Raw genomic sequence first — 21,800 nt, 5'->3', positions numbered from 1 at the left:
CATCCGTCGTCGGGCCCGTGGCCGAGCCTGTCGTCGGGGCGCTCACGACCGCGCCCGGTCCAGGACGGGCCGCCAGAGCGTGGTGGCCAGCGCGCCGAGCCGTGTCGTCTGGCCCTCCCGCTCCTCGCCGGGCAGCGGGCGCTGCTCGAGCAGCCGCGACAGCGGCGCGTCGGCGCCCCACACCCGGACGTGGGCCTCGTCCTCGCACTCCGGGCCGAACCGCGCCCGCGACCACTCCGCCTCGGCCTTGGGCCGGGCCGCGCGCGGGTTGGCGGCCCAGGCGTGGCCGGTCCGCAGCGGCAGCGGCAGCGGCTCGGCAGTGCCTGCGTCGTAGATCGCGACCAGCTCGCGCAGCCGGTCGGTGGCCTCCTCCACGGGCGCGAAGGCGGCCCGTGCCGTCGGCTGGCTGCGGAATCGACCTCGTCCCACCGACCCCGCCGTCCAGCCCCGGCCGGGACTGTCGGCGCAGAGCGCGAGCAGCGGGACCCAGGCGTCGAGGTAGTGCCGTGGACCGAGCCGGGAGTAGCTGTGGCGCACCACCCGGGTGCCGTGGAGGCCGGTGACCGTGCCGCGCAGCCGTCGGCCGTCGCCGAGGTCGACGTCGACGTCGCGGGCGGTCGCCCGCTGGCCCTGGGTGACGGAGTCGACCAGCTCGGCGACCGGCAGTGCCTGGTCGGCGAGCCGCTTGGCGAGGTCCCAGCCGAGGCGACCGGGCGGCAGCACGCCCCGACGCCACTCGCGGTCGCGCGCCTGGCCGGGGGTGCGGCCGAGCAGGAGGTCGGCCAGCAGCCGCTCACCCACCTGCCATTGCTGGAGACCGTCGAGGTCGACGGGCAGCCCGTCGGTGACCTCCTCGCCCTCGTCGGGCAGGGCGACCTCGAGCCGCCGGCGCAGGAAGTGGCGGACCGGGTGGCGCAGGAAGGCCGACAGCTCGGCGAGCTCGACGTCGCCCCCCGGGCGTGGCAGCACCGCTCCGGCCAGCGCCGGCGGAGCCTCGCGCGGCCGGGCCGCGGCGCGGGCGCCGGCGAGGGCGGCACCGTCGAAGGAGAACGGCCGCGGGGGCACCAGGTTGTCCTGGTCGAATGCCTGCAGCGGGTGGGAGCGCAGCACGTGGTCGCGCCCGCCCGGGACGGTGAGCTCGACGGCGTCGAGCAGCTCGCCCAGTGGCACCGCGGGGGGACGGGGGGCCCCGGTCGTCTCGTGGGCGCCGGTGTAGGTCACGACGAGGTGCTCGGTGGCCGCGACCACCGCGTCGAGCATCAGCTGGCGGTCCTCGCTGCGGACGTCCCGCTCCCCGGTGAGCGGGCGCCGGGCGAGCACGTCGTCGCCGTCGACCGCGCCGACGCGGGGGAAGGAGCCGTCGTCGAGCCCGAGCAGGCACACCACCCGGTGGGGCACCGACCGCATCGGCACCATGGTGGCGACGGTGAGCGTGCCGGTGCGGAAGTTGGCGCGCGTGGGGCGACCGGCCAGCCGCTCGGCCATGAGCGAGCGCACGTCGGGCAGCCGCAGCTCGAGGTCGCCGGCCCACGACCGGGCGCTGGCGTCGAGCACCTGCGCGAGCTCGCGGTGGACCTGCGCGGTCTGCCACTCCTCGCCGCGAGGCACGAGCGTCAGCTCCTCCACGGCGCGGCCGATCGTGCTCAACCAGTGGTCGACCGGATGGCTGCCGGTGAGCGCCCCGGCCAGCCGCTGCACCCGGTCGAGGGCCTCGGCCAGCCGACCGGCGAGGTCGATGCTGGTGGAGCCGACGTCGTCGAGCGGCAGCGTGGCGCCGAAGTAGCGGTCGGCGTCGTCGCTCACCGCCACCCCCGTCAGGACCCGGTCGAGCCCGAACCGCCAGGTGTTCTGCACGAACCGCTCGAGGCCGAAGTCGCGCCGGTGCTCGCCGTCGAAGGCCCAGCGCACCCCGGCCTTCTCGACCCAGTCGGTGAGGGTCTCCAGGTCGCTCTCGGTGAGCCCGAACCGGCGCCGCACCGGCTCGGTCGCCAGCAGGTCGAGGACGACGCTGGCCTCGGCCCGGCCCCCGGCGAGGTCGAGGAGACGCTCGACCACGGCGAGCAGCGGGTTGGTCTGCGTCAGCGACCGGTCGGCCAGCCGCACGCGCAGCCGGTGACCGGGGTGGGCACCGATCTCGCCCATCCCGAACGCGGCGGAGACGAGCGGGGCGTAGGCCTCGATGTCGGGGCACATCACCACCACGTCGCGCGGCTCGAGGGTCGGGTCGTCGGCGAGCAGCCCGAGCAGGACCTCGCGCAGCACCTCGACCTGGCGGGCGGGCCCGTGGCAGGCGTGGACCTGGACGCTGCGGTCGTCCTCGCGCAGCACCCGGGCGCGGTCGGCGTCGTCCGGGGACCGGTCGGCGGCGAGGTCGTCCTGCAGCCAGCCCAGCAGCGTCGGGGCACCGGGCCCGCCCGCGCCGTCGGTCGGCCCGGTGGCGTCGAGGGGGCCGACGTCCTGCAGCGAGCGTTGCAGCTCGCGCAGGTCACGGCCGAGGGAGGCGAGCAGCGGGTGGCGCACCCGGCGCCTGGCCGGGTCGTCGTCGCGGGCCACCGACCCGGCGAGGTCGGTGAGCGACGCCCAGGAGGCCGGGGAGGGATGGGGCAGCCACAGGTGGACCTCGCGGCGCTCGCCGAGCGCGGCCAGCAGCCGCACCTCGGTGACCGGCACCCGGGTGTGGCCGAAGAGCGAGAGCCGGGCCGGCAGGTCGGGGTCGAGCCCACCGGAGCGCAGCGCGTCGCAGACCTGCTCGTGCCGGACCACCGGTGACGGCACGCCCACCTGGGCCCCCACCTGCGCGACCAGCCGACGCCACAGCTCGGGCTGCCAGGTGAGGTCGGGATCGAGCGCGCCGCCGGCCCCGTCGGTGTCGTGGCCGGCCTCCCAGTCGGCGAGCAGCGACGGGCGCTGCACGGCGTAGGCCGCGAGGTGGCGCGCGAGCCGCCGCGCCGTGGCGTAGCGACGGCCCCGCCGCAGCTCGCGCTCCTCGCCCTCGTGCTCGTGGCCGAGGTGCAGGCTCAGCGCCCGGCACCAGGGCTCACCGGCCGCGTCGTCGACGACCTGGAGCAGCGGCCACACCAGCGCGTCAGGTGACCAGGGATCGTCGTCGGCGGTGCCGAGCACCTCGCCGACCAGGCTGGCGGGCGAGCGCAGCTCGACGCCGGCGCACAGGCCGTCCTCCCGGCCCGGGGCGGCCCCGATCCGGTGCGAGAGCCGCTGGCTGAGCCACCGCTCGACGCCGCGCGCCGGCACGATCACCAGCTCCGGGACGAACGGGTCCGCCGGCGGCTCGGCCAGCAGCGCGGCCAGGCCGTCGGCGAGCGCGTCGGCACGCGGGGCGCGGTGGAGGAGCAGGGGCACGGGCGGACCTGGGGGTCGGGGGCTGGCACTGGGACGCAGCGACCCTAGCCCCGACCACCGACGGGGTCGGGGCCGTGTCTGACAGGCTGGTCACGTGAGCACGACGGAGCCTGCCGAGGACCCCTTCGCCGCCCCGGAGGCCGGCCGGGACGCCGGGTCGGCGACGGACGCGGCCCCGGTCCTGCGCCTGCGTCCCCCGCGCCACCGGGTCTCCTCCCGTGCCCCCGTGATGTGGGCGCTGGGCTCGCTCCTCGGCGACCTGGTGCTGCTCGCGGGCCTGCTGGTGGTCGACTGGTTCGACTGGTTCGACCTGGCCTGGTGGGTCTGGGTGCTGTACGCCGTGGGCGTCGTCGTCGGCGTCGTGGTCTCGCCTCTCGTGCGCTACCGCGTCCACCGCTGGGAGAGCACCGACTCGGCCGTCTACACCCAGTCGGGCTGGCTCTCCCTGGAGCGCCGGATCGCCCCCATGGCCAAGGTGCAGACCGTCGACGTCGAGCAGGGCGCCCTCGCCCGGCTCCTCGGTCTGGCCACCGTCACCGTCACGACCGCCTCGGCCGCCGGGCCGGTCAAGATCGAGGGCATCGAGTCGGCCACCGCGGACCGGCTGGTCGCCGAGCTGACGCGGCGTACCACCGCCGAGGCGGGCGACGCGACGTGACGGAGCCCGGACCCGGGTCCCCGTTCGAGGGACCGCCCGCCGGCCCGCCCCCGGTCCCCGAGCAGCCCTGGAGGCGGCTCGACACCAAGATGCTGCTGGTGCACCCCGTGCAGCAGGTGCTGCGGTTCCTGCCGGTGCTGGTCGGGCTGGTCGTGGTCGGCGGGTCGCGTGGCACGTGGTGGCAGGTCGCCGGCGTGGTGGTGCCGATCCTGCTGGGCGTCGCGACCTACTTCTCCACCCGGTTCCGCATCACCCCCGACCAGCTGGAGCTGCGGCGCGGCCTGGTGCAGCGCACCACCCTCAGCGCGCGCCTCGACCGGGTCCGCTCGGTGGAGGTGACCGCGCCGGTGATCCACCGGCTGCTGGGCCTCACCCAGGTCAGGATCAGCACCGGCAGCGCCTCGGTGACCGGCGACGACGGCTTCGCGCTCGACGGGCTCGCGGCCTCCGAGGCCCGGGAGCTGCGCGCGCTGCTGCTGCACCGCTCGGAGGCGGTCCCCGACGCCCCGACCGGCCCGCTCCCCGTCCCGTCCCCGACGGGCGACCCTGCCGCCTCCCCCGTGCCGCCCGTCGTCGAGCCCGACGAGGTGCTGCTGCGCTTCGACCCGCGCTGGGCCCGGTTCGCGCCACTGACCGCGTCGGGCGCGGTCATCGCGAGCGCGGTGGTCGCGATCGGCTCGCAGGGCATCGACGCCCTGGGGATCGACCCGGTGAGCGACCTGGGCCTCGACGAGCGGCTCGGCGACGTGCGCGTGCTGCCCCTGGTCGGCGTCGGGCTGCTCGTGTTCCTGGTGCTGACCGCGGTCTCCGGGGTGCTGGGCTACCTCGTCACCAACTGGGGGTTCACGCTGACGCGCGACCGGCAGGGCCGCTCGCTGCAGGTACGCCGGGGGCTGACCACCACCTCGGAGACGAGCGTCGAGATCGCCCGGGTGCGTGGTGCCCGCCTGACCGAGCCGATCGGGCTGCGGCTCACCGGCGCCGCCGGCACCGAGGCGCTGCTCGCGGGCGGGTCGGTGCTGTCGGGGGGGACCGCGACCGTCGCCCCCGCTGCTCCCCGCGAGGTCGCGCTGGCGACCGCCGCCCGCGTCCTGGGCCACCGCGGCCTCGAGTCGCCGCTGCGCCCCCACGGCCCCGCCGCCCGCCGTCGACGGCTGCTCCGCGCGGTCGTCGGCGCCGCCGCGCCGACCGCGGCGCTCGTGGTGGCGGCGGCGCTCGACCGGCTGCCGTGGTGGCCGGCCGTCACCGCCGCCGTGGTGCTGCTGCCGCTCGGCGTCGCGCTCGGGGCCGACCGCTACCGGCGCCTCGGCCACGCACTGGTCGAGGACCACCTCGTGGTGCGCTGGGGCACCGTCAGCGGCCGCCACGTCGCCCTGCACACGGGCGGGATCATCGGTTGGAACCTCCAGCAGACGTGGTTCCAGCGCCGCGCCGGCCTGGCCACGCTGGTGGCGACCACGGCCGCCGGCGGCCAGTCGCTCGAGGTGGTCGACGTGCCCGCGGACCTGGCGGTGGCCCTCGCCGACGCGGCCACCCCGGGCCTGCTCACGCCGTTCCTGGCCGCCTGACGCAGTGTCCGGGCGGGTCGCGTCGGGTCAGATCAGCCGCTTCAGCACCGGCAGCGGCGCGTGCCGCATCACCACGCTCATCGGCGCCCACGGCAGCGGCGGCACGCACGCCGAGGCCTTCTCCTTCTCGATCGCGTCGACCATCGCGCGCACGCCCACCTCGGTGGAGACCATGCCGCGCACCTTGCTCGGGTCGACCTGGTCGTTCATCTCCGAGGAGATGTAGCCGGGGTAGATGACGCTCACCTTGATGTCGGTGCCGTACAGCTCGGTGCGCAGCCCCTCCGCGAGGTGCGCCGCCCCGGCCTTGGTCGCGGCGTACGTCGTCATCGACTTGGGCATCCCCCGCATGGCCGACATCGAGCTGACCATCACGAAGTGACCGCGCCCCCTCGCGCGGAACAGCTCCATCGCCGCCTCGGACTGCGCGAGGGCGGCGACGAAGTTGGTCATCGCGGTCTCGCGGTTGGCGTCGTAGCGGCCCGTCCCCAGCGCCGCCCCCTTGCCCAGCCCGGCGTTGACGACGACCCGGTCGATGCTGCCGAAGTCCGCGGCGAACGCCCGGAACACCTCGAACACCTGGTCGTCGTCCGTCACGTCGAGCGCCCGCACCTCCACGCGCCGCTCGGGGTGGTGGGCGGCGAGCTCGGCCCGCAGGGCGTCGAGCTTGTCGGTGCGTCGCGCGCACAGCGCCAGGTCGTGCCCCTTGGCGGCGAACTGCCGGGCCATCTCGGCGCCGAGCCCGCTGCTCGCGCCGGTGATCAGGATCGTCTGTCGGTGAGGTGCCATGCGGCTCATCCTGCCGGGCAGGTGGACGGGGTCCTACGTCACCCGCCGCATCGCCGCGGCAGCCCCGCGCAGGTAGCGCGTCACCACCTCGCGCTCGGCCTCGGTCAGGCTGGCGTCGAGCTCGGCCAGCTCGCGGAACATCGGCATCAGGTGGCCGACGACCTCGGCGCGGCCGGAGTCGCTGATCGTCACGGACGTACGACGGCCGTCGCTGGCGTGGCTGACGCGCCGGGCGTGCCCGCGGGCCTCGAGCCGGTCGATGATGCCCGACGAGGCGGCCGAGCTGACGCCGAGCACGCGGCTCAGCTCGCCCGGGCCCATCGGGCCCTCGACCAGGTGCTCGAGCGTGCGCAGCTCGTTGTGGGTCAGCCCGGCCCGGTTGGCCACCGCCGGGGCGACCTGCTCGGAGAGCCGGGTGAGCTCCCGCAGCGCCAGCAGCGAGGAGGTCTGCTCCCAGGCGTCGGCCCACCTGCTATCTTCACTCACTAGATTGCTCACTTAGTTAGTCATCAACCGAGACACCAGGAGCCTACTCCGTGGCCACCCTCCGTCGGTTCCTCGTGAACCGTGCCAGCTTCCTCGTCGGCCTGCTGCTGCTCGTGCTCGGCGCCCTGACCATCGCCGGCCTCGGCCAGGCGACCCGCGACAGCGCGGTCGACGACGCCCTGCCCGCCGGCACCGACAGCACACGCGCCGCGCAGGTGCGCGACACCCTGCCCCAGGAGGACGGGTCGACCGCGATCGCGCTGTTCACCCGCGACGACGACGGCGACCTGGACGACACCCAGGTCGACGCGCTGCGCGAGGCCGTCGGCGGGCTCGACGTCGACCGTGTCGAGGTGCCCGAGGGACCCCAGGCGCTGGTCACCGCGGAGGACGGCACCGCCGCGATCAGCGTGCTGCCGGTCCGCGCGAACGACGCGACCGGCACTGCCGAGGCGGTCGGCGACCTCCGCAGCGCCCTCGACCGGGCGGTCCCCGGCGGGGTCACGGCCCAGGTGACCGGCCCGGCCGGCATCCAGGCCGACCTGGCGGCCGTCTTCGACGGTGCCGACATCCGTCTGCTCGCGACCACCGCGGGCGTGGTCGCCATCCTGCTCGTGATCACCTACCGCAGCCCGGTGCTGTGGCTGGTGCCCCTCAGCGTGGTCGGCATCGCCGACCAGACCGCCGCCGTGCTCGCGACCCGGGCGCTTGAGGGGCTCGGCGTCCCCTGGGACGAGTCCACGACCGGCATCCTCTCGGTGCTCGTCTTCGGCGCCGGCACTAACTACGCGTTGCTGCTGATCTCGCGCTACCGCGACGAGCTGCGGTCCCACGAGGACCGCTACGAGGCGATGCGGCTCGCGCTGCGCCGCACGGCCGAGGCGGTCTTCGCCAGCGCCACCACGGTCGTGGTCGGCGTGCTGTGCCTCGCGCTGTCGCTGGTCCCGACGACACGCGGCCTCGGCATCGCCTGCGCCGTCGGCATCGTCGTGGCCGTCGTCTTCGTGCTGGGCGCGCTGCCCGGCCTGCTCGTCGCGTGCGGCCGCTGGGTGTTCTGGCCCAAGGTGCCCCACGTCGGCACCGCCTCGCTGGCCGAGGGCCACTCGCTGTGGCGCCGGGTGGGCGACGCGGTGGCGCGGCGTACGGCACTCTTCGCCGTCGGCACCGTCGTCGTCCTCGCCGTGCTCGCGTCCGGCCTCGGCGCCGCGCGGCTGGGGCTGCCGACGGCCGAGCAGTTCCTGCAGACCCCGGAGGCGATCTCCGCGGGCGAGCGCCTGGCCGAGTCCTTCCCCGCCGGCAGCTCCGACCCCGCGACCGTCGTCACCAGGGACCCCGAGGCGGCCGAGTCCGCCCTCGACGGCCTCGAGGGCGTGCAGACCGTGACACCCGGCGGCGAGGGCGACGGCTGGACCGAGCTGAGCGTGGTGCTCGCCGACGCCCCGGACTCCGACGCCGCGGAGGCGACGGTGGAGCGGATGCGCGAGGCCCTGGCCGGCCAGCCCTCGACCTACGTCGGTGGCGCGACCGCCGAGGCCGTCGACCTCGCCGACGCCTCGGCGCGCGACCGGCTGGTCATCTTCCCGCTCGTGCTGCTGCTCGTCCTCGGCGCGCTGCTGCTCCTGCTGCGCGCGGTGGTGGCGCCGGTGCTGCTGGTGCTCACCGTCCTGGCGACGTACGCCGCGGCGCTGGGCGTCGGCTGGTGGGTCTTCTCCGCACTGCTCGGGTTCTCGGGGATCGACCAGGGGATGCCGCTGCTGGCGTTCCTCTTCCTGGTCGCGCTGGGCGTCGACTACAACATCTTCCTGGTCACCCGGACCCGCGAGGAGGCACGGCTGCACGGTCCCCGCGAGGGGACGCTGCGGGCGCTGGCCGCGACCGGCGGCGTCATCACCAGCGCCGGCGTGCTGCTGGCGGCGGTCTTCGCCGTGCTCGGCGTGCTGCCGCTGGTGGTGCTCGCCCAGCTCGGTGTGGTGATCTGCATCGGCGTGCTGCTCGACACGCTGCTGGTCCGCACGGTGCTGGTGCCCTCGCTCGCGCTGCTGCTGGGCGACCGGTTCTGGTGGCCGCGGAAGGTCGGCCCGGACCACGCGGCGGAACGCGCCGACGACGACGTCGTGGCTGGGTCGCGCAGCTAGGAGACCTCGGCGGGGACGAAGCCCGGGCACGCTCGCAGGCGGCTCCGGTCAGCAGCCAGGTCGCCGTGGCTCCTAGACGAGGCCGAGGGCGACGAACCCCGGCCGGCGACCGAGCTCGGACGCGACGTCGGGGTGGGCGGCGGACATCGAGGGTGCGGGACGCGGCTCGACCAGACGGTCGAGCCGCCACCCCGCCTCGGCGACCTCGGCCAGCCAGTCCTGGAGGGGCTGGCGCCAGTAGCGCACCGGCCAGCCGTCCGCCCAGGTCTCCTCCACCCAGCCACGCTCGAAGTAGCCCCCACCCAGGTGCAGCCAGTCGCTGGTGGGGTGCGGGGTGGACAGCACCAACCGCCCACCCGTCCGTACGACGCGACGCAGCTCGCGCAGCAGCGGGACCCGAGCGGTGACGTGGTGCAGCACCAGCGCCATCACGGCCACGTCCACCGCGTCGTCGGCGAGCCAGGTCAGGGGCCGCTCCACGTCCCAGACCCGGAGGTCCGCCGCCGCGCCCACCCGGGAGCGCGCCAGCTCCACCATCCGCGGGCTGGCGTCGCAGCCGACCACCTCGGCTCCCCGCGCGACCAGCTCGGCGGCGTAGAGGCCCGGTCCGCACCCCACGTCGAGGACGCGCGACCCGGCGACGTCACCGACGAGCTCCAGGACGGCTGGGCGGTCGTAGTGGGCGTTCCACGCGCTGTCCGTCGCGTGCGTCTCGAAGTCCTGGGCGAACGCGTCGTACATCGGGTCGTCGGCCACGTCGGCAGCCTGCCACGTGAGCGGCTCAGCGGTAGGTCGTCAGCTCCGGCAGCCCGTCGAGGTGGGCGTGGTCGTTGAAGGTGACCAGCGTCGTGCCCCGGCGGCCGACCACCAGCCGGGTCAGGCCGGAGTTGACGCAGACCACGTTGAGCTTGCGCCACAGCCGGGTCGCGAGCTCGGGGTCGCCGTCGGCGAGCAGGCTCGCGGTCACCCAGGCGATCACACCGCCGGAGGTGACGACGGCCGTGGTGCCGGGCGCGCCGTCCTGCGTCGTACGCCGCAGCGCCTCGTCGACGCGCCCGGTGAACGCGGCGAACGGCTCGGCGTAGCGGTCGGCGTGCTCGGGGAGCATCCACGACTCCAGCGCCTCCTCGAGCAGCGCCTGGTAGCCGCGCTTGTCGGTCGGCGCCTCCGTCGGCGGCTCGGGCATCCCGTCGAGCACCGCGACGTGGTCGAACTCGTCCCACGCCGGGTCGACCGGGACCTGCGCCGCCGCGGGAGCGCCCGGGAGCTCGCCGAGCGCCGCCTCAGCGGTCTCGCGGTGCCGGCGCATCGACCCGCGCACCACCCGGTCGGGCACGACGCCGCGAGCAGCGAGGGCTCGGCCCAGCACCCGCCCCTGCTCCCAGCCGGTGGGCGAGAGCACGTCGTAGTCGTCGGCGTCCCAGGACGCCTGGCCGTGCCGGACGAGCAGCAGCTGTCCCACGCGCCTCAGCCCGCGTCGGGCGCGTCGGAGGCGGCGATGATCCGCTCGCAGCGCTGCTCGAGGTAGCGCGCCGCGGGGCCGAAGATGGCGTAGGCCTCGTTGGTGGTCTGCCCGTGGAAGTAGCGGTAGTAGATCTGCTGGGCGATCACCCCGAGCCGGAACAGCCCGAACACCTCGTAGAAGCGCCACTGCTCGGCGCTGACCTCGCGGCCGGTGCGCTCGAGGTAGTGGTCGACGACCTCCTGGCGGGTCAGCATCCCCGGCGCCGTCGTGGGCTGGCGACGGAACTGCAGGTAGAAGTCGTCGTCGTCGGCCTGCACCCAGTAGGCCAGGGTGCCGCCGAGGTCCATCAGCGGGTCGCCGACGGTCGCCATCTCCCAGTCGAGGACGCCGACCACCCGGGTGGGGTCCTCGCGGTCGAGCACCAGGTTGTCGAAGCGGAAGTCGTTGTGGATCAGGCAGTGCCCGACGTCGCCGGGCCGGTGGGCCTCCAGCCAGCCCATCACCTGCTCGTAGTCGCCGACGTCCTCGGTGCGGGCGTCGCGGAAGCGCCGCGACCAGCCCGAGACCTGGCGCTCGACGTAGCCGTCGCCCTTGTTCATCGACGCCAGCTCGGTGTCGTCGACGTCGACCGAGTGCAGGTCGACGAGCACGTCGAGCGCGTGCAGGCACAGCTCGCGGGTCTGCTCGGGGCTCAGGTCGACCCCGGGCGGGAAGTCGCGTCGCGGGATCACGCCGTCGACGCGCTCCATGACGTAGAACTCCGCGCCGATGACCGACTCGTCGGTGCAGTGCGCCAGCATCCGCGGCACCAGCGGGAACACCTCGGCCAGGCCAGACTGCACCCGGAACTCCCGCCCCATGTCGTGGGCGCCCCTGGCCTTCTGGCCCGCCGGGGGCCGCCGCAGGATCAGGTCGTGCCGGCCGTCGCGCAGCGAGTAGGTCAGGTTGGAGGCGCCACCCCCGAACTGCTGCACCTCGACGTCCTCGCCGAGCTCGGTGCCCTGGCCGGCGAGCCACGTCCGCACGGCGTCGAGGTCGAAGGCGTCCTCCTCGCGGACCGGGGTGGCCCCGTCGATGGGCCCGTCGATCCCGCTCTGCTGCTCGCTCACTGCTGCTGCTCCCGTCCGAGCGCGTGCAGGCGGGCTGCCTGCTTGCGCATCACCTGGTCGTACGCCGCCCGGTCCGTGCGCTTGAGGTCGTACGCCGCCCGCGCCGCCGGGTCGGGCAGGATCACCTCGTCGCCGCGGTCGAGGCCCTCCAGCACCGCGGCCGCGATCTCCTCGGCCCCGAGCGGGGCGCCCTCGACGAGCCGGCGCATCACCGGCTCCAGGGTGGCGTCGGCGCCGCGGAGGCTGCTGACCAGGCCGGTGCGGAAGTAGGACGGGCACACCACGGCGCACCGCACGCCCCACTCCGCCAGCTCGTGGCCCGTGGTCTCGCTGAGCGCGACCACCGCGGCCTTGACGGCGTTGTAGGACCCCATCCCCGCCGGGTGCACCAGCCCGGCGAGCGAGGCCACGTTGACGACCAGCCCCGAGCCCTGCTCCTTGAGCAGCGGGGTGAAGGTGCGGGTGCCGCGGACCGCGCCGAAGAGGTTGACCTCGGTGATCCACTGCCACTCCTCGAGCGTGCAGACGTCGAGGCGGCCGCCCCCGGCGACACCGGCGTTGTTGACCAGCACGTCGAGGCCGCCCCACTCGCGCACGACCCAGTCGCGGGCGGCGGCCCAGTCGTCGTCGGAGCGGACGTCGAGGTGGACCGAGGGCCCGGGGCCGTCGACGTCCACGAGGTCGGCGACCAGCACGTCGTCGCCCCGCGCCCGGAAGGCCTCGACCAGGGCCGCGCCCAGGCCGCCGGCCCCGCCCGTGACCAGCACCCGGCTCATCGGGTGCCCCCGGCCGCGTCCCGGTGCTTGCCCAGCTCGAGCCGGGCCACCACGCCGCGGTGGACCTCGTCGGGTCCGTCGGCCAGCCGGAGCGCCCGAGCGGTGGTCCACATCCCCGCCAGGGGGAAGTCGTCGGACAGCCCGCCGCCGCCGTGGAGCTGCATCGCCATGTCGATGACGTCCTGGGCGACCCGCGGCACCACCACCTTGATCGCGCTCACCTCGCCGAGCGCGTGCGCCGAGCCGGCGGTGTCGAGCTTCCAGGCGGCGTGCTGCACCAGCAGCCGGGCCTGGTCGATCGCCATCCGGGCCTCGGCGACGCGCTCGCGGTTGCCGCCGAGGTCGATGATCGGCTTGCCGAAGGCGCGGCGCGCCAGGCCGCGGCGCACGGCGAGCTCCAGCGCCACCTCGGCCTGCCCGATCAGCCGCATGCAGTGGTGGACCCGGCCCGGGCCGAGGCGGCCCTGGGCGATCTCGAAGGCGCGGCCCTCGCCGAGCAGCACGTTCTCCCGCGGCACCCGGACCTGGTCGAAGCTGACCTCGGCGTGGCCCACGGGCTCGTCGTGCACGCCCATGGTGGTGAGCAGCCGCTCGACCTTCACGCCGGGCGCGTCCAGCGGCACCAGCACCATGGTGTGGCGGCGGTGCCGGTCGGTCGTGGTGTCGTCGGCGGGCACCGAGCGGCCCATGAAGACCAGCACCCGGCAGTCGGGGTGGCCCACCCCGCTGGTCCACCACTTGCGCCCCTCGATCACGACCTCGTCGCCGTCGACGATCGCCGAGGCGTCCATGTTGGTGGCGTCCGAGGAGGCGACCTCGGGCTCCGTCATCGCGAACCCCGAGCGGATCCGGCCGTCGAGGAGCGGCCGCAGCCAGGTGTCCTGCTGCTCGGGGGTGCCGTAGCGGACCAGCACCTCCATGTTGCCGGTGTCGGGCGCGTGGCAGTTGAAGACGTACGGCGCCAGGTGCGAGTGGCGTCCCATCAGCTCGGCCAGCGGCGCGTAGTCGGCGTTGCCGAGCCCGGTGCCGCCGTGGGTGCCGAACTCCGCGGCCCAGGCGTCGCCGTGGCCGGCGGGCAGGAACAGGTTCCACAGGCCCTGCGCGCGCGCCCTCTCCCGGAGCTCGCCCAGCACGGGCGACTCCACCCAGCGTTCCGGGTCGGCCTGGTGGGCGACCTCCTGCTGGTACGCCGCGGCGACCGGCTCGACGTGCGCGGTGATGAACTCCCGCACCAGTCCGGTCAGCTCGGCGGCCCGCGGGGAGGGGGAGAAGTCCATGCCGGCGACCCTACCCACCGTGGTGCCGGTCACAGGGGCGGGCGGCAGCGGGTGCGCCCGCGAGGCGTCGTCGGGGGTCAGCCGCAGCGGCTGCGGGCCACGACCGAGGTGGGGGCCCACTCGATCCCGGGGGTCCAGGAGAGCCGCGGTGTGCCGTCCTGGCCCGGTCGGGTGGTGAAGGTCGCCTTGACCACCATCTCCTGCCCGGGCGCGAGCAGCACCGGCAGCACGGAGACCTGGCGGCCGTCGTGGACCACCTGCTGGATGTCGGCGGCCTTGCCGTCGCGGGTCAGCGCGGTCAGCTTCCCGCCGGTGGGGGCGTACATCCGCAGGTTCATCCGGTCGTCGCCGCGCGGCGCGTAGTCGCCGTACCCGGTGACGAAGTCGGTCAGCTGCGACACCGGCCGCGGCACCCGCGAGCGCAACCGCATGGTGGCCTCGACGACCTGCTGGCCCCGGTCGGTGCAGCCGAGCGAGGCCAGGTCGAGGTCGTAGCGCAGGAAGTACTGGATCTTCGCCGCCGTCGCGTCGTTGAGGTAGAAGCCGACGGCCGGGTGGGTGCCGGTGTCGCGGGGCAGGGCGCCGGCGACGGGGTAGCGCGCCAGCACCTCCTGCTCGGCCGGCGTCGCGCTCCACACCAGCAGCCGTCGCTGGCGCACCGCCTCGGAGAGCACCTGCACCAGCGCCACCTGGTCGCCGCTCGCGGACAGCACCGCGTCGAGCATGCCGCGGCTGACCTGGCGGAAGTAGGCGTCCTGGGCGTCGTTGTCCGGCAGCGTCTGATAGGGCTGGTGCAGCAGCTTGTCCACGGCGTTGTCGGCGGTCAGCTGCTGCCCGGCCACCTCGACCGGGCCGATGGCCCGCAGCACCTGGGCCAGGGTGACCGGGTCGATCGAGATGACGCCGTCGACCGGACGCGCCAGCACGCGGTCGGCGATCCTGGACATGAGCGAGGCGGTGCGCGGGAAGTCCGGCGTCAGGTTGGTGTCGCGCAGGTCGGTGGCCAGGGTGGTGCCGTAGAGCTGCTTCTCGGCCGGGCTGAGCGGCGCGACGGGATCGACGCTGAAGCCGAAGGCGCCGGCGTTGCCCTGGTTGCCGAGGCTGACCTCGCCGTCGCGCACGGTGAGGACCGACGTGGACCCCGGCAGCCCGCCCGTGGCGCGGATCTCGGCGTTGTTCTGCACGACCAGCAGGTAGTCGCGGCGGCCGTCGCCCCCGGCCATCGTCGGCAGCAGCCGCAAGGCGCTGTCGGCGGAGCCCATCATCGAGGCCACGGAGTCGAGCTGGTCGACGAACTCCTCGGCCGGCCCGGCCAGGGGCGGCACGAGGTCGTCGGGACGGACGTCGGCGACGTCGGCCCGGGCGGTGTCGACCGCCGCGGCGAGCCGGCCGACGGGCTGGCGCAGCCCCTCGACGACGCCGAGGTCGATGGCGCCGTCGGGCGTGCGCAGGCCGCCCTTGACGGCGTCGAGCAGCGCGAGGGCGTCGGGCGTGCGGCCGGCGAGGGCGTCGAGGCCCTGGGCGAGGTCGCGCACGGCGGCGAGGTCGTCGCCGACGACCGGGGTGAGGGTCGCGGCCGACCACAACCAGCCGTCGGAGTGGCGACGCGCGACCGACGCGTCGTCGGCCAGGGACCGAGCCGTGGACCGGGCCTGCTGCAGCTCGCCGTCGGAGACCTGCGTGCGCAGGTCCTGGGCGGAGGCAGCGGCCGAGCGCAGCGCCAGGGCGGTGCGCACCCCCTGGTACGCGAGGACTCCGAGTGCCACCACCACGAGGGTGAGCAGCACCCGGAGCGCCAGGCGACGAGGAGATCTATGTGGTGCCTGAGCGACCGGGACGGTGTCCCCGTCGCTCAGGCGTGGCACACCTGTGCTCAGGCGGCAGCGGTGCGGCGACGCGCGCCGACGACCGTGGCGCCACCGACGGCGAGGAGGGCCACGCCACCGACGAGCAGGAGGGTCTCGGGACCACCGGTGGAGGGCAGCACGCCGCTGCCGGTGCCGGCGGAGGCGCCCGAGCCGAGGGTGCCCGAGCCGGTGCTCGGGGTGGTGTCGGTGGGCGGCGTGACGTCGGGGTAGGCCTGCGCGGTGCCCGCGAAGCCGAAGGACATCAGGGCGACGGCGAACATGACGCCGACGGCGGCAAGGAACTTCTTCATGGAGATCTCCCCCGTTAGGAATGGGTCTGGTCAGCGACCAGGTGGACATATGGTGACACATTTTTGCGGTGGCCGTGGGAATCATCTCCCCCACAGCCGTGACAGGCGGTGGTGATGGTCTAGACACCGCCCCCCGAGGATGACCGCACCGCCCGGGTGCCAAACCCCCGGGTCCGGTGGACGGACCGCCTCAGCCCGCGACGGTGGCCACGACGCGCGAGCGCTCGACCGGGTCCTGCCACACCTGGGCGGTGCGCTCGAGGCGGTAGCCCGACCAGAGCACCATCGCCAGTGCCACCAGCGCGACCAGGGTCACCGACCCCAGCAGCGCCAGCGAGGAGAACAGCAGCCCGGTCACCGTCGTCACCAGGGCCAGCCGGGCGCTGTAGCCGACCATGACGACCGGTGGGGCGGGCGTGGCCCGGGCGCTGCGCAGGTCCACGGCGTACGGCCGGGCGACGCTCCACCGCAGGGCCCCCGCCACGACCTGCACGGCGACCACCACCGTGCCGAGCACGACCGCGGCCAGCTCGCCGGGCGTCGGGGCGCCGGCCCGCACCGCCCCCAGCACGAGGGTGACCACGGCCGAGCCGAGCAGCAGCTCGAGCAGCACGTAGGCACGGGCGGCGAAGACCGTGCGCGGGGCCACCGGCAGGCTGTCGCGCCACAGCGCCCCGCGGGCGTCGAGGCACCAGGCGTTGACGCCGAAGAGCAGCGCCCCGCCCGAGGCCACCAGCCCCGGCAGGATGGTCAGCGAGCGCCACTCCATGGCCCCGGCCAGGGCCACCAGCCCGGGCATGACGGCGAGCACGCCGACGCCGCGGCGCAGCGGCACCGAGCGCCACACCGACGCCCGGTCGAGGCGCACCAGCATCCGCAGGTCGCTCCCCGGCAGGGGGCGCGGACGGTGCTGGCCCCCCTCGAGCCGCAGCTCCTCGCGCATCGGCCGGAACAGCGCCCAGCGGGCCGGCAGCGAGCCGAGCACCACGGCCGCGACCGTCGCGGCCAGGGTCGCGCCCACCCGCCAGGCCAGGCCCCAGCCGTCCCCACCGGCGCCGGCCAGCACCCCGAGGAGCACGAACCGGGTCGGGCTGCGGTCGAGCACGTCGGTGACGTGGCCGCTCGCCACCAGGGCGATCCCGGAGGCGAGCACGACGGCGAGCAGCACCCGGAAGACCGTGGTGCCGCGCGGGCCGCGCCGCACCCCCTCGACCACCCAGCCCAGCGCCTGCGCGAGGGCGGTGGCCAGCAGCACCCAGGCGACGACCGGCAGCACGTAGACGGGCAGCAGCGTCGGCCCCAGGGCGTACGACGTGACCCCGAGCAGCGTCCAGACCTGCAGCACCCAGGCGATGTTGAGCGGGGCCAGCAGCAGGGCGCCGAGGTGGTCGGCGGCCGTCGAGACCGGGAACGCGACGGCCTGGTCGCGGGGCACGACCTCGCGCCCGCCCGCGGAGGCGACGGCGGAGAGCACCGAGAGACCGAGGAAGCCGAGGCACAGCGAGGGCAGCAGGGCGAGCATGCGGCCGCCGTACTCCCGGGGGACGGGGCCGGAGAGGTACGCCGGACCGACGAGCACCGCGAGCGTCAGCAGCAGCACCAGCGCCCCGGCCCACCGCAGCCGCCGCCGCGAGCCCGTCGTCAGGCCCGAGCGGCGGAAGGCGAGCAGCGCGGCCAGGTCGCGGACGGCGCCGCGCTGGTCAGTCCAGGAGAGCCCGGTAGACACCCGCACCCTCCTCGCCGGCCAGGTCGGAGGCCGCCAGCGACGCCACCCGGGCGCCGCCGCGCAGCACCAGCGCCTCGGTGCACGCCTCCATGGCGAGCTCGCGCAGGTGGGTGCTCACCAGCACCGCCGCACCCCGGGCCCGGGCGTCGGCGATCGCCTCCAGCGTCGCCTCGACGCCGAGCGGGTCGACCCCGTCGAACGGCTCGTCGAGCAGCAGCACCGCCGGCTCGTGGAAGGCCGCGAGCAGCACCGAGAGCCGGCGCCCCATGCCGTGGCTGAAGCCCGAGGTCACCCGGTGGGCGACGTCGCCGAGGCCGAACCGCTCCAGCTGGTCACGGCCGCGGGCCTCCCAGCCCTGCAGCCCGCGCAGCCGTGCCGCCAGCTGGAGGTGCTCCCACGGCGTCGCCCGCGGCACCAGGCCGCCGACGTCGGGGCAGTAGCCGGTCAGCCGCTTGACCGCGAGCGGGTCGCGCCGCACGTCCACGCCGTCGACGGCCACCAGGCCCTCGGTCGGCGGGATCACGCCCGCGAGCACCCGCATCGTCGTCGACTTGCCGGCGCCGTTGCGCCCCAGCAGCGCGGTCGCCCACCCGGCGTGGGCGGCGACGTCGACGCCCTGGACGGCCGCCACCTCGCCGAACCTGACCCACAGCCCGCGTACGTCGACCCGCGGATTCGTCTCCTGCACCCGCCCATGGTCCCCGAGCCGGCCCCCCGACGTGTCCGGTTTGCGGACTTCGGGGGGCCTGGCCGGGTCAGGCGGGGTCAGGCGGGGCCAGACGGGGTCAGACGGGGTCAGGCGGGGTCAGGCGGGGAAGGTCTCGCCCTTCTCGGCCATCTCGCGCAGGCGGTCGGTGGGGGCGAAGCGGTCGCCGTGGAGCTTGGCGAGCTGGTCGGCGCGCTCGACGAACCCGCGCAGGCCCTGGCCGGTCGCGCCGTCGTACCCCTGCATGAACTGGACGGTGCCGCCGGTCAGGGGCGGGTAGCCGATGCCCATGATCGAGCCGATGTTGGCCGCGGCGGCCGACTCGATGACGCCCTCCTCGAAGCACTTCGCGGTCTCGAGGGCCTCGATGAACAGGTAGCGGTCCTTGAGGTCGTCGAGGTCGGCGGGGTCGTCCTGGGGCGGGAAGAGGTCCTTCAGGCCCGGCCACAGCGTGGTGCGCCGGCCGGACTCGTCGTAGTCGTAGAAGCCGGCGCCGCGCAGCCGACCGGAGCGGCCCTCGGCGAGCATCGTCTCGATCACCGTCGAGGCGGGGTGGGGGGTGAACGCGTCGCCCTCGGCCTCGGCGGTGGCCTTGGCGATCTTGGCCATCAGCTCCATGTTGAGCTCGTCGGAGAGCTGCAGCGTGCCGACGGGGTAGCCCGCCTGCGTCGCGGCCCGCTCGACCGAGCTCGGGTGGACGCCCTCGCCGAGCATGGCGAGGCCCTCGTTGACCATCGTGCCGATGACGCGGCTGGTGTAGAAGCCGCGGCTGTCGTTGACCACGATCGGGGTCTTGCGGATCGCCTGCACGACGTCGAGGGCGCGGGCCACCGACTCGTCGGAGGTCTGGTCGCCCTTGATGATCTCCACCAGCGGCATCTTGTCGACGGGGCTGAAGAAGTGCAGGCCGATGAAGTCGGCCGGGCGCGAGACCGCGTCGGCGAGGCCGGTGATCGGCAGCGTCGAGGTGTTGGAGCACAGCAGCGCGTCGGGCTGCACGACGTCCTGGATCTCGGCGTACACCCGGGCCTTGAGCGCGGGGTCCTCGAACACGGCCTCGATGACGAGGTCGACCCCGGCGAAGTCGGAGGCCTCGGTCGTGGCGGTGATCCGGTCGAGGACCTCGGCCTTGGCCGCCTCGGTCATCGAGCCGCGCTCGACGGCCTTGGACAGGATCTTGTCGCTGTAGGCCTTGCCCTTGTCGGCCGACTCCTGCGCGACGTCCTTGAGCACGACCTGCATGCCGGCGCGGGCGCAGGAGTAGGCGATGCCGGCCCCCATCATCCCGGCGCCCAGGACGCCCACCTTGGTCGGCGCGAACCGCGGCACGCCCGCGGGTCGCAGCGACCCGCCGTTGATGGCCGAGAGGTCGAAGAAGAACGCCTGGATCATGTTCTTGCTGTTGGAGCCGGTGATCAGCTCGGCGAGGTAGCGCGACTCGATGCGGGTCGCGGTCTCGAAGTCGACCTGGGCGCCCTCGATGGCGGCCGCCATGATCGCGCGCTGCGCGGGGTAGTCGGCGCCCTTGACCTGCTTGCGCAGCATCGCCGGGAAGGCCGGCAGGAACGCCGCGAGCTTGGGCGTGCTCGGGGTGCCGCCGGGCAGCCGGTAGCCCTCGCGGTCCCACGGCTGGCCGACCTGGCCGGCCTCGTCGTCGGCGTGGGCCAGCACCCAGGCGCGGGCGGCGGGGAGCAGCTCCTCCTGGCTCGGGACCAGCTCGTCGACCAGGCCCTTGTCCTTCGCGGCCGCGGGCTTCATCCGGGGACCCTGGAGCAGCAGGTCCATGAGCGCGGTCTGGATGCCGAACATCCGCACCGTGCGGGTGACGCCGCCGCCGCCGGGCAGCAGGCCCAGCGTGGCCTCGGGCAGGCCGATCTCGTAGCGGCCGTCCACGGCGATGCGGTGGTGGCAGGCCAGCGCGATCTCGAGGCCGCCGCCCAGCGCCGCACCGTTGATCGCGGCCACGACGGGCTTGCCGAGGGTCTCGAGGCGACGCAGGTCGGCCTTGACCTGCTCGACCTCGTGGAAGACGCGCTCGGCGTCGGCGGCGGTCGTGGTGACCATGCCCTTGAGGTCGCCGCCGGCGAAGAAGGTCTTCTTGGCCGAGGCCACGACCACGCCGCGCACGTCGTCCTTCTCGGCGACGAGGCGCTCGACGGCCGCGTGCATCGAGGCCTTGTAGCGCTCGTTCATGGTGTTGGCGCTCGACTGCGGGTCGTCGAGGGTGAGGGTCACGATGCCGTCGGCGTCGCGGTCGTAGGTCACTGCGGAGTCAGTCATCGGTGTCTTCCTGGGAGAGGTGGGGTGCGGTGCCCCGAGGAGGTCGCTCTCGCGACCGTCGGCGGAGGGTCAGACCAGCTCGACGATGGTGGCGATGCCCATGCCGCCGCCGACGCACAGCGTGGCCAGGCCGCGCTTGAGGTCGCGGCGCTCGAGCTCGTCCACCAGGGTGCCGAGGATCATCGCGCCCGTGGCGCCCAGGGGGTGGCCCATGGCGATCGAGCCGCCGTTGACGTTGGTGATCTCCTCGGAGATGCCCATGTCGCGCATGAAGCGCATCGCGACGGCGGCGAACGCCTCGTTGATCTCGAACAGGTCGATGTCCTCGACCTTGAGCCCGGCCTTGGCCAGCGCCTTGCGGCTCGCGGGGGCAGGGCCGGTCAGCATGATCGTCGGGTCGGCGCCGGAGACGGCCGCCGCGACGATGCGGGCGCGCGGGGTCAGGCCGAGGTCGCGGCCGACCTGCTCGTTGCCGATGGCGACCAGGGCGGCGCCGTCGACGATGCCCGAGGAGTTGCCGGCGTGGTGGACGTGGTCGATCTCCTCGACCCAGTGGTACTTCTCCAGCGCCACCGAGTCGAAGCCGCCCTGCGCGCCGATGCCGGCGAACGACGGGCGCAGCCGCGCCAGCCCCTCGACGGTCGACTCGGGCTTGATGAACTCGTCGTGGTCGAGCACGGTCATGCCGTTGCGGTCGCGGACGGGCACGACCGAGCGGCCGAAGCGGCCGTCGGCCCAGGCCTTGGCGGCGCGGGCGTTGGACTCCACGGCGAAGGCGTCGACGTCGGCGCGGCTGAAGCCCTCGAGGGTGGCGATCAGGTCGGCACCGATGCCCTGGGGCACGAAGTCGGTGGCGAACGCGGTCGCGGGGTCCATGGCCCAGGCACCGCCGTCGCTGCCCATGGCCACGCGGCTCATCGACTCGACGCCGCCGGCCAGGATGAGGTCCTCGAACCCGCCGCGCACGCGCGAGGCGGCCTGGTTGACGGCCTCGAGGCCCGAGGCGCAGAAGCGGTTGAGCTGGACGCCGGCCACGGTGTCGGGCAGGCCGGCCGCGAGCGCCGCGGTCTTGGCGATGTCGCCGCCCTGGTCGCCCACGGGCGAGACCACGCCGAGCACGACGTCGTCGACGCGGTTCACGTCGAGCGAGGGGTTGCGCTCCTGGACGGCGTCGAGGAGGCCCACGACCAGGTCGACGGGCTTGACCTCGTGGAGGCTCCCGTCCTTCTTGCCCTTGCCGCGCGGGGTGCGGATCGCGTCGTAGACGAATGCTTCTGCTGCCATGGGACATCCCAACTACTCGTGCC

The 21,800-nt window shown here is 74.8% G+C and carries 17 protein-coding genes; 3 read left to right on the top strand and 14 right to left on the bottom strand.

Annotated features, from left to right (window positions below; translation table 11 throughout):
• Positions 1-42: 42 nt before the first annotated feature.
• A complete protein-coding gene (recC, locus tag BLU55_RS15045; RefSeq protein WP_091731296.1) occupies positions 43-3,360 on the bottom strand; it encodes an exodeoxyribonuclease V subunit gamma in 3,318 nt (1,105 codons plus the stop codon).
• A 94-nt stretch (positions 3,361-3,454) separates the two neighbouring features.
• Between recC and BLU55_RS15040 the strand changes: the two genes are divergently transcribed.
• Together BLU55_RS15040 and BLU55_RS15035 are read left to right on the top strand one after the other, a co-directional pair.
• Positions 3,455-4,018, top strand: coding sequence for a PH domain-containing protein (locus tag BLU55_RS15040; RefSeq protein WP_231916900.1), 564 nt, complete (start codon positions 3,455-3,457; stop codon positions 4,016-4,018).
• Positions 4,015-5,586, top strand: a complete 1,572-nt coding sequence (locus tag BLU55_RS15035) for a PH domain-containing protein (RefSeq protein WP_091731293.1) — start codon at positions 4,015-4,017, stop codon at positions 5,584-5,586. Before BLU55_RS15040 ends, BLU55_RS15035 begins: the two co-directional genes overlap by 4 nt.
• A gap of 27 nt (positions 5,587-5,613) precedes the next feature.
• On the opposite strand, the gene BLU55_RS15030 is transcribed toward BLU55_RS15035, so the two are convergent.
• Both BLU55_RS15030 and BLU55_RS15025 read right to left on the bottom strand, forming a co-directional pair.
• Positions 5,614-6,375, bottom strand: coding sequence for an SDR family oxidoreductase (locus tag BLU55_RS15030; RefSeq protein ID WP_197681008.1), 762 nt, complete (start codon positions 6,373-6,375; stop codon positions 5,614-5,616).
• A gap of 33 nt (positions 6,376-6,408) precedes the next feature.
• Positions 6,409-6,861: a MarR family winged helix-turn-helix transcriptional regulator gene (locus BLU55_RS15025; RefSeq protein WP_091731287.1), complete on the bottom strand. Its 453-nt coding sequence runs from the start codon at positions 6,859-6,861 to the stop codon at positions 6,409-6,411.
• A gap of 50 nt (positions 6,862-6,911) precedes the next feature.
• On the opposite strand from BLU55_RS15025, the gene BLU55_RS15020 reads away from it, so the two are divergent.
• Positions 6,912-8,996 carry an MMPL family transporter gene (locus tag BLU55_RS15020; RefSeq protein ID WP_091731284.1) on the top strand — a complete coding sequence of 695 codons (2,085 nt, stop codon included), beginning with the start codon at positions 6,912-6,914 and terminating at the stop codon, positions 8,994-8,996.
• 72 nt (positions 8,997-9,068) lie between these two features.
• On the opposite strand, the gene BLU55_RS15015 is transcribed toward BLU55_RS15020, so the two are convergent.
• The 11 genes from BLU55_RS15015 to BLU55_RS14970 form a co-directional block, all read right to left on the bottom strand.
• Positions 9,069-9,752 (bottom strand): class I SAM-dependent methyltransferase, encoded by a 684-nt coding sequence (locus BLU55_RS15015; protein WP_231916899.1) that lies wholly within the window; start codon positions 9,750-9,752, stop codon positions 9,069-9,071.
• A 25-nt stretch (positions 9,753-9,777) separates the two neighbouring features.
• Positions 9,778-10,458 carry a histidine phosphatase family protein gene (locus BLU55_RS15010; protein ID WP_157682899.1) on the bottom strand — a complete coding sequence of 227 codons (681 nt, stop codon included), beginning with the start codon at positions 10,456-10,458 and terminating at the stop codon, positions 9,778-9,780.
• 5 nt (positions 10,459-10,463) lie between these two features.
• Positions 10,464-11,570, bottom strand: coding sequence for a phosphotransferase family protein (locus BLU55_RS15005; RefSeq protein WP_231916898.1), 1,107 nt, complete (start codon positions 11,568-11,570; stop codon positions 10,464-10,466).
• Positions 11,567-12,346 carry an SDR family NAD(P)-dependent oxidoreductase gene (locus BLU55_RS15000; RefSeq protein ID WP_091731279.1) on the bottom strand — a complete coding sequence of 260 codons (780 nt, stop codon included), beginning with the start codon at positions 12,344-12,346 and terminating at the stop codon, positions 11,567-11,569. The genes BLU55_RS15005 and BLU55_RS15000 overlap by 4 nt, the downstream gene beginning before the upstream one ends.
• Positions 12,343-13,623, bottom strand: a complete 1,281-nt coding sequence (locus BLU55_RS14995) for an acyl-CoA dehydrogenase family protein (RefSeq protein ID WP_091734009.1) — start codon at positions 13,621-13,623, stop codon at positions 12,343-12,345. Before BLU55_RS14995 ends, BLU55_RS15000 begins: the two co-directional genes overlap by 4 nt.
• Positions 13,624-13,700: 77 nt before the next feature.
• On the bottom strand, positions 13,701-15,389 hold the full coding sequence (locus BLU55_RS14990) for a DUF4012 domain-containing protein (RefSeq protein ID WP_157682898.1): 1,689 nt from the start codon (positions 15,387-15,389) through the stop codon (positions 13,701-13,703).
• Between the two features lie 107 nt (positions 15,390-15,496).
• Complete coding sequence (locus BLU55_RS19545; protein WP_157682897.1) at positions 15,497-15,781, bottom strand: LPXTG cell wall anchor domain-containing protein; 285 nt, start codon at positions 15,779-15,781, stop codon at positions 15,497-15,499.
• A 190-nt stretch (positions 15,782-15,971) separates the two neighbouring features.
• Positions 15,972-17,507, bottom strand: coding sequence for a hypothetical protein (locus tag BLU55_RS14985; RefSeq protein WP_091731273.1), 1,536 nt, complete (start codon positions 17,505-17,507; stop codon positions 15,972-15,974).
• Positions 17,482-18,195 (bottom strand): ABC transporter ATP-binding protein, encoded by a 714-nt coding sequence (locus BLU55_RS14980; RefSeq protein WP_091731271.1) that lies wholly within the window; start codon positions 18,193-18,195, stop codon positions 17,482-17,484. Before BLU55_RS14980 ends, BLU55_RS14985 begins: the two co-directional genes overlap by 26 nt.
• Before the next feature lie 117 nt (positions 18,196-18,312).
• The gene (locus tag BLU55_RS14975) at positions 18,313-20,493 is read right to left on the bottom strand and encodes a 3-hydroxyacyl-CoA dehydrogenase NAD-binding domain-containing protein (protein WP_091731268.1); all 2,181 of its coding nucleotides are present in this window, start codon (positions 20,491-20,493) and stop codon (positions 18,313-18,315) included.
• 69 nt (positions 20,494-20,562) lie between these two features.
• A complete protein-coding gene (locus BLU55_RS14970) occupies positions 20,563-21,777 on the bottom strand; it encodes an acetyl-CoA C-acetyltransferase (RefSeq protein WP_091731265.1) in 1,215 nt (404 codons plus the stop codon).
• Between the last annotated feature and the right edge of the window lie 23 nt (positions 21,778-21,800).

The organism is Nocardioides scoriae, from assembly GCF_900104965.1.
In the GTDB taxonomy this organism is placed as follows: Bacteria; Actinomycetota; Actinomycetes; order Propionibacteriales; family Nocardioidaceae; genus Marmoricola; species Marmoricola scoriae.
This window is presented reverse-complemented; position numbering and strand designations above follow the sequence as displayed.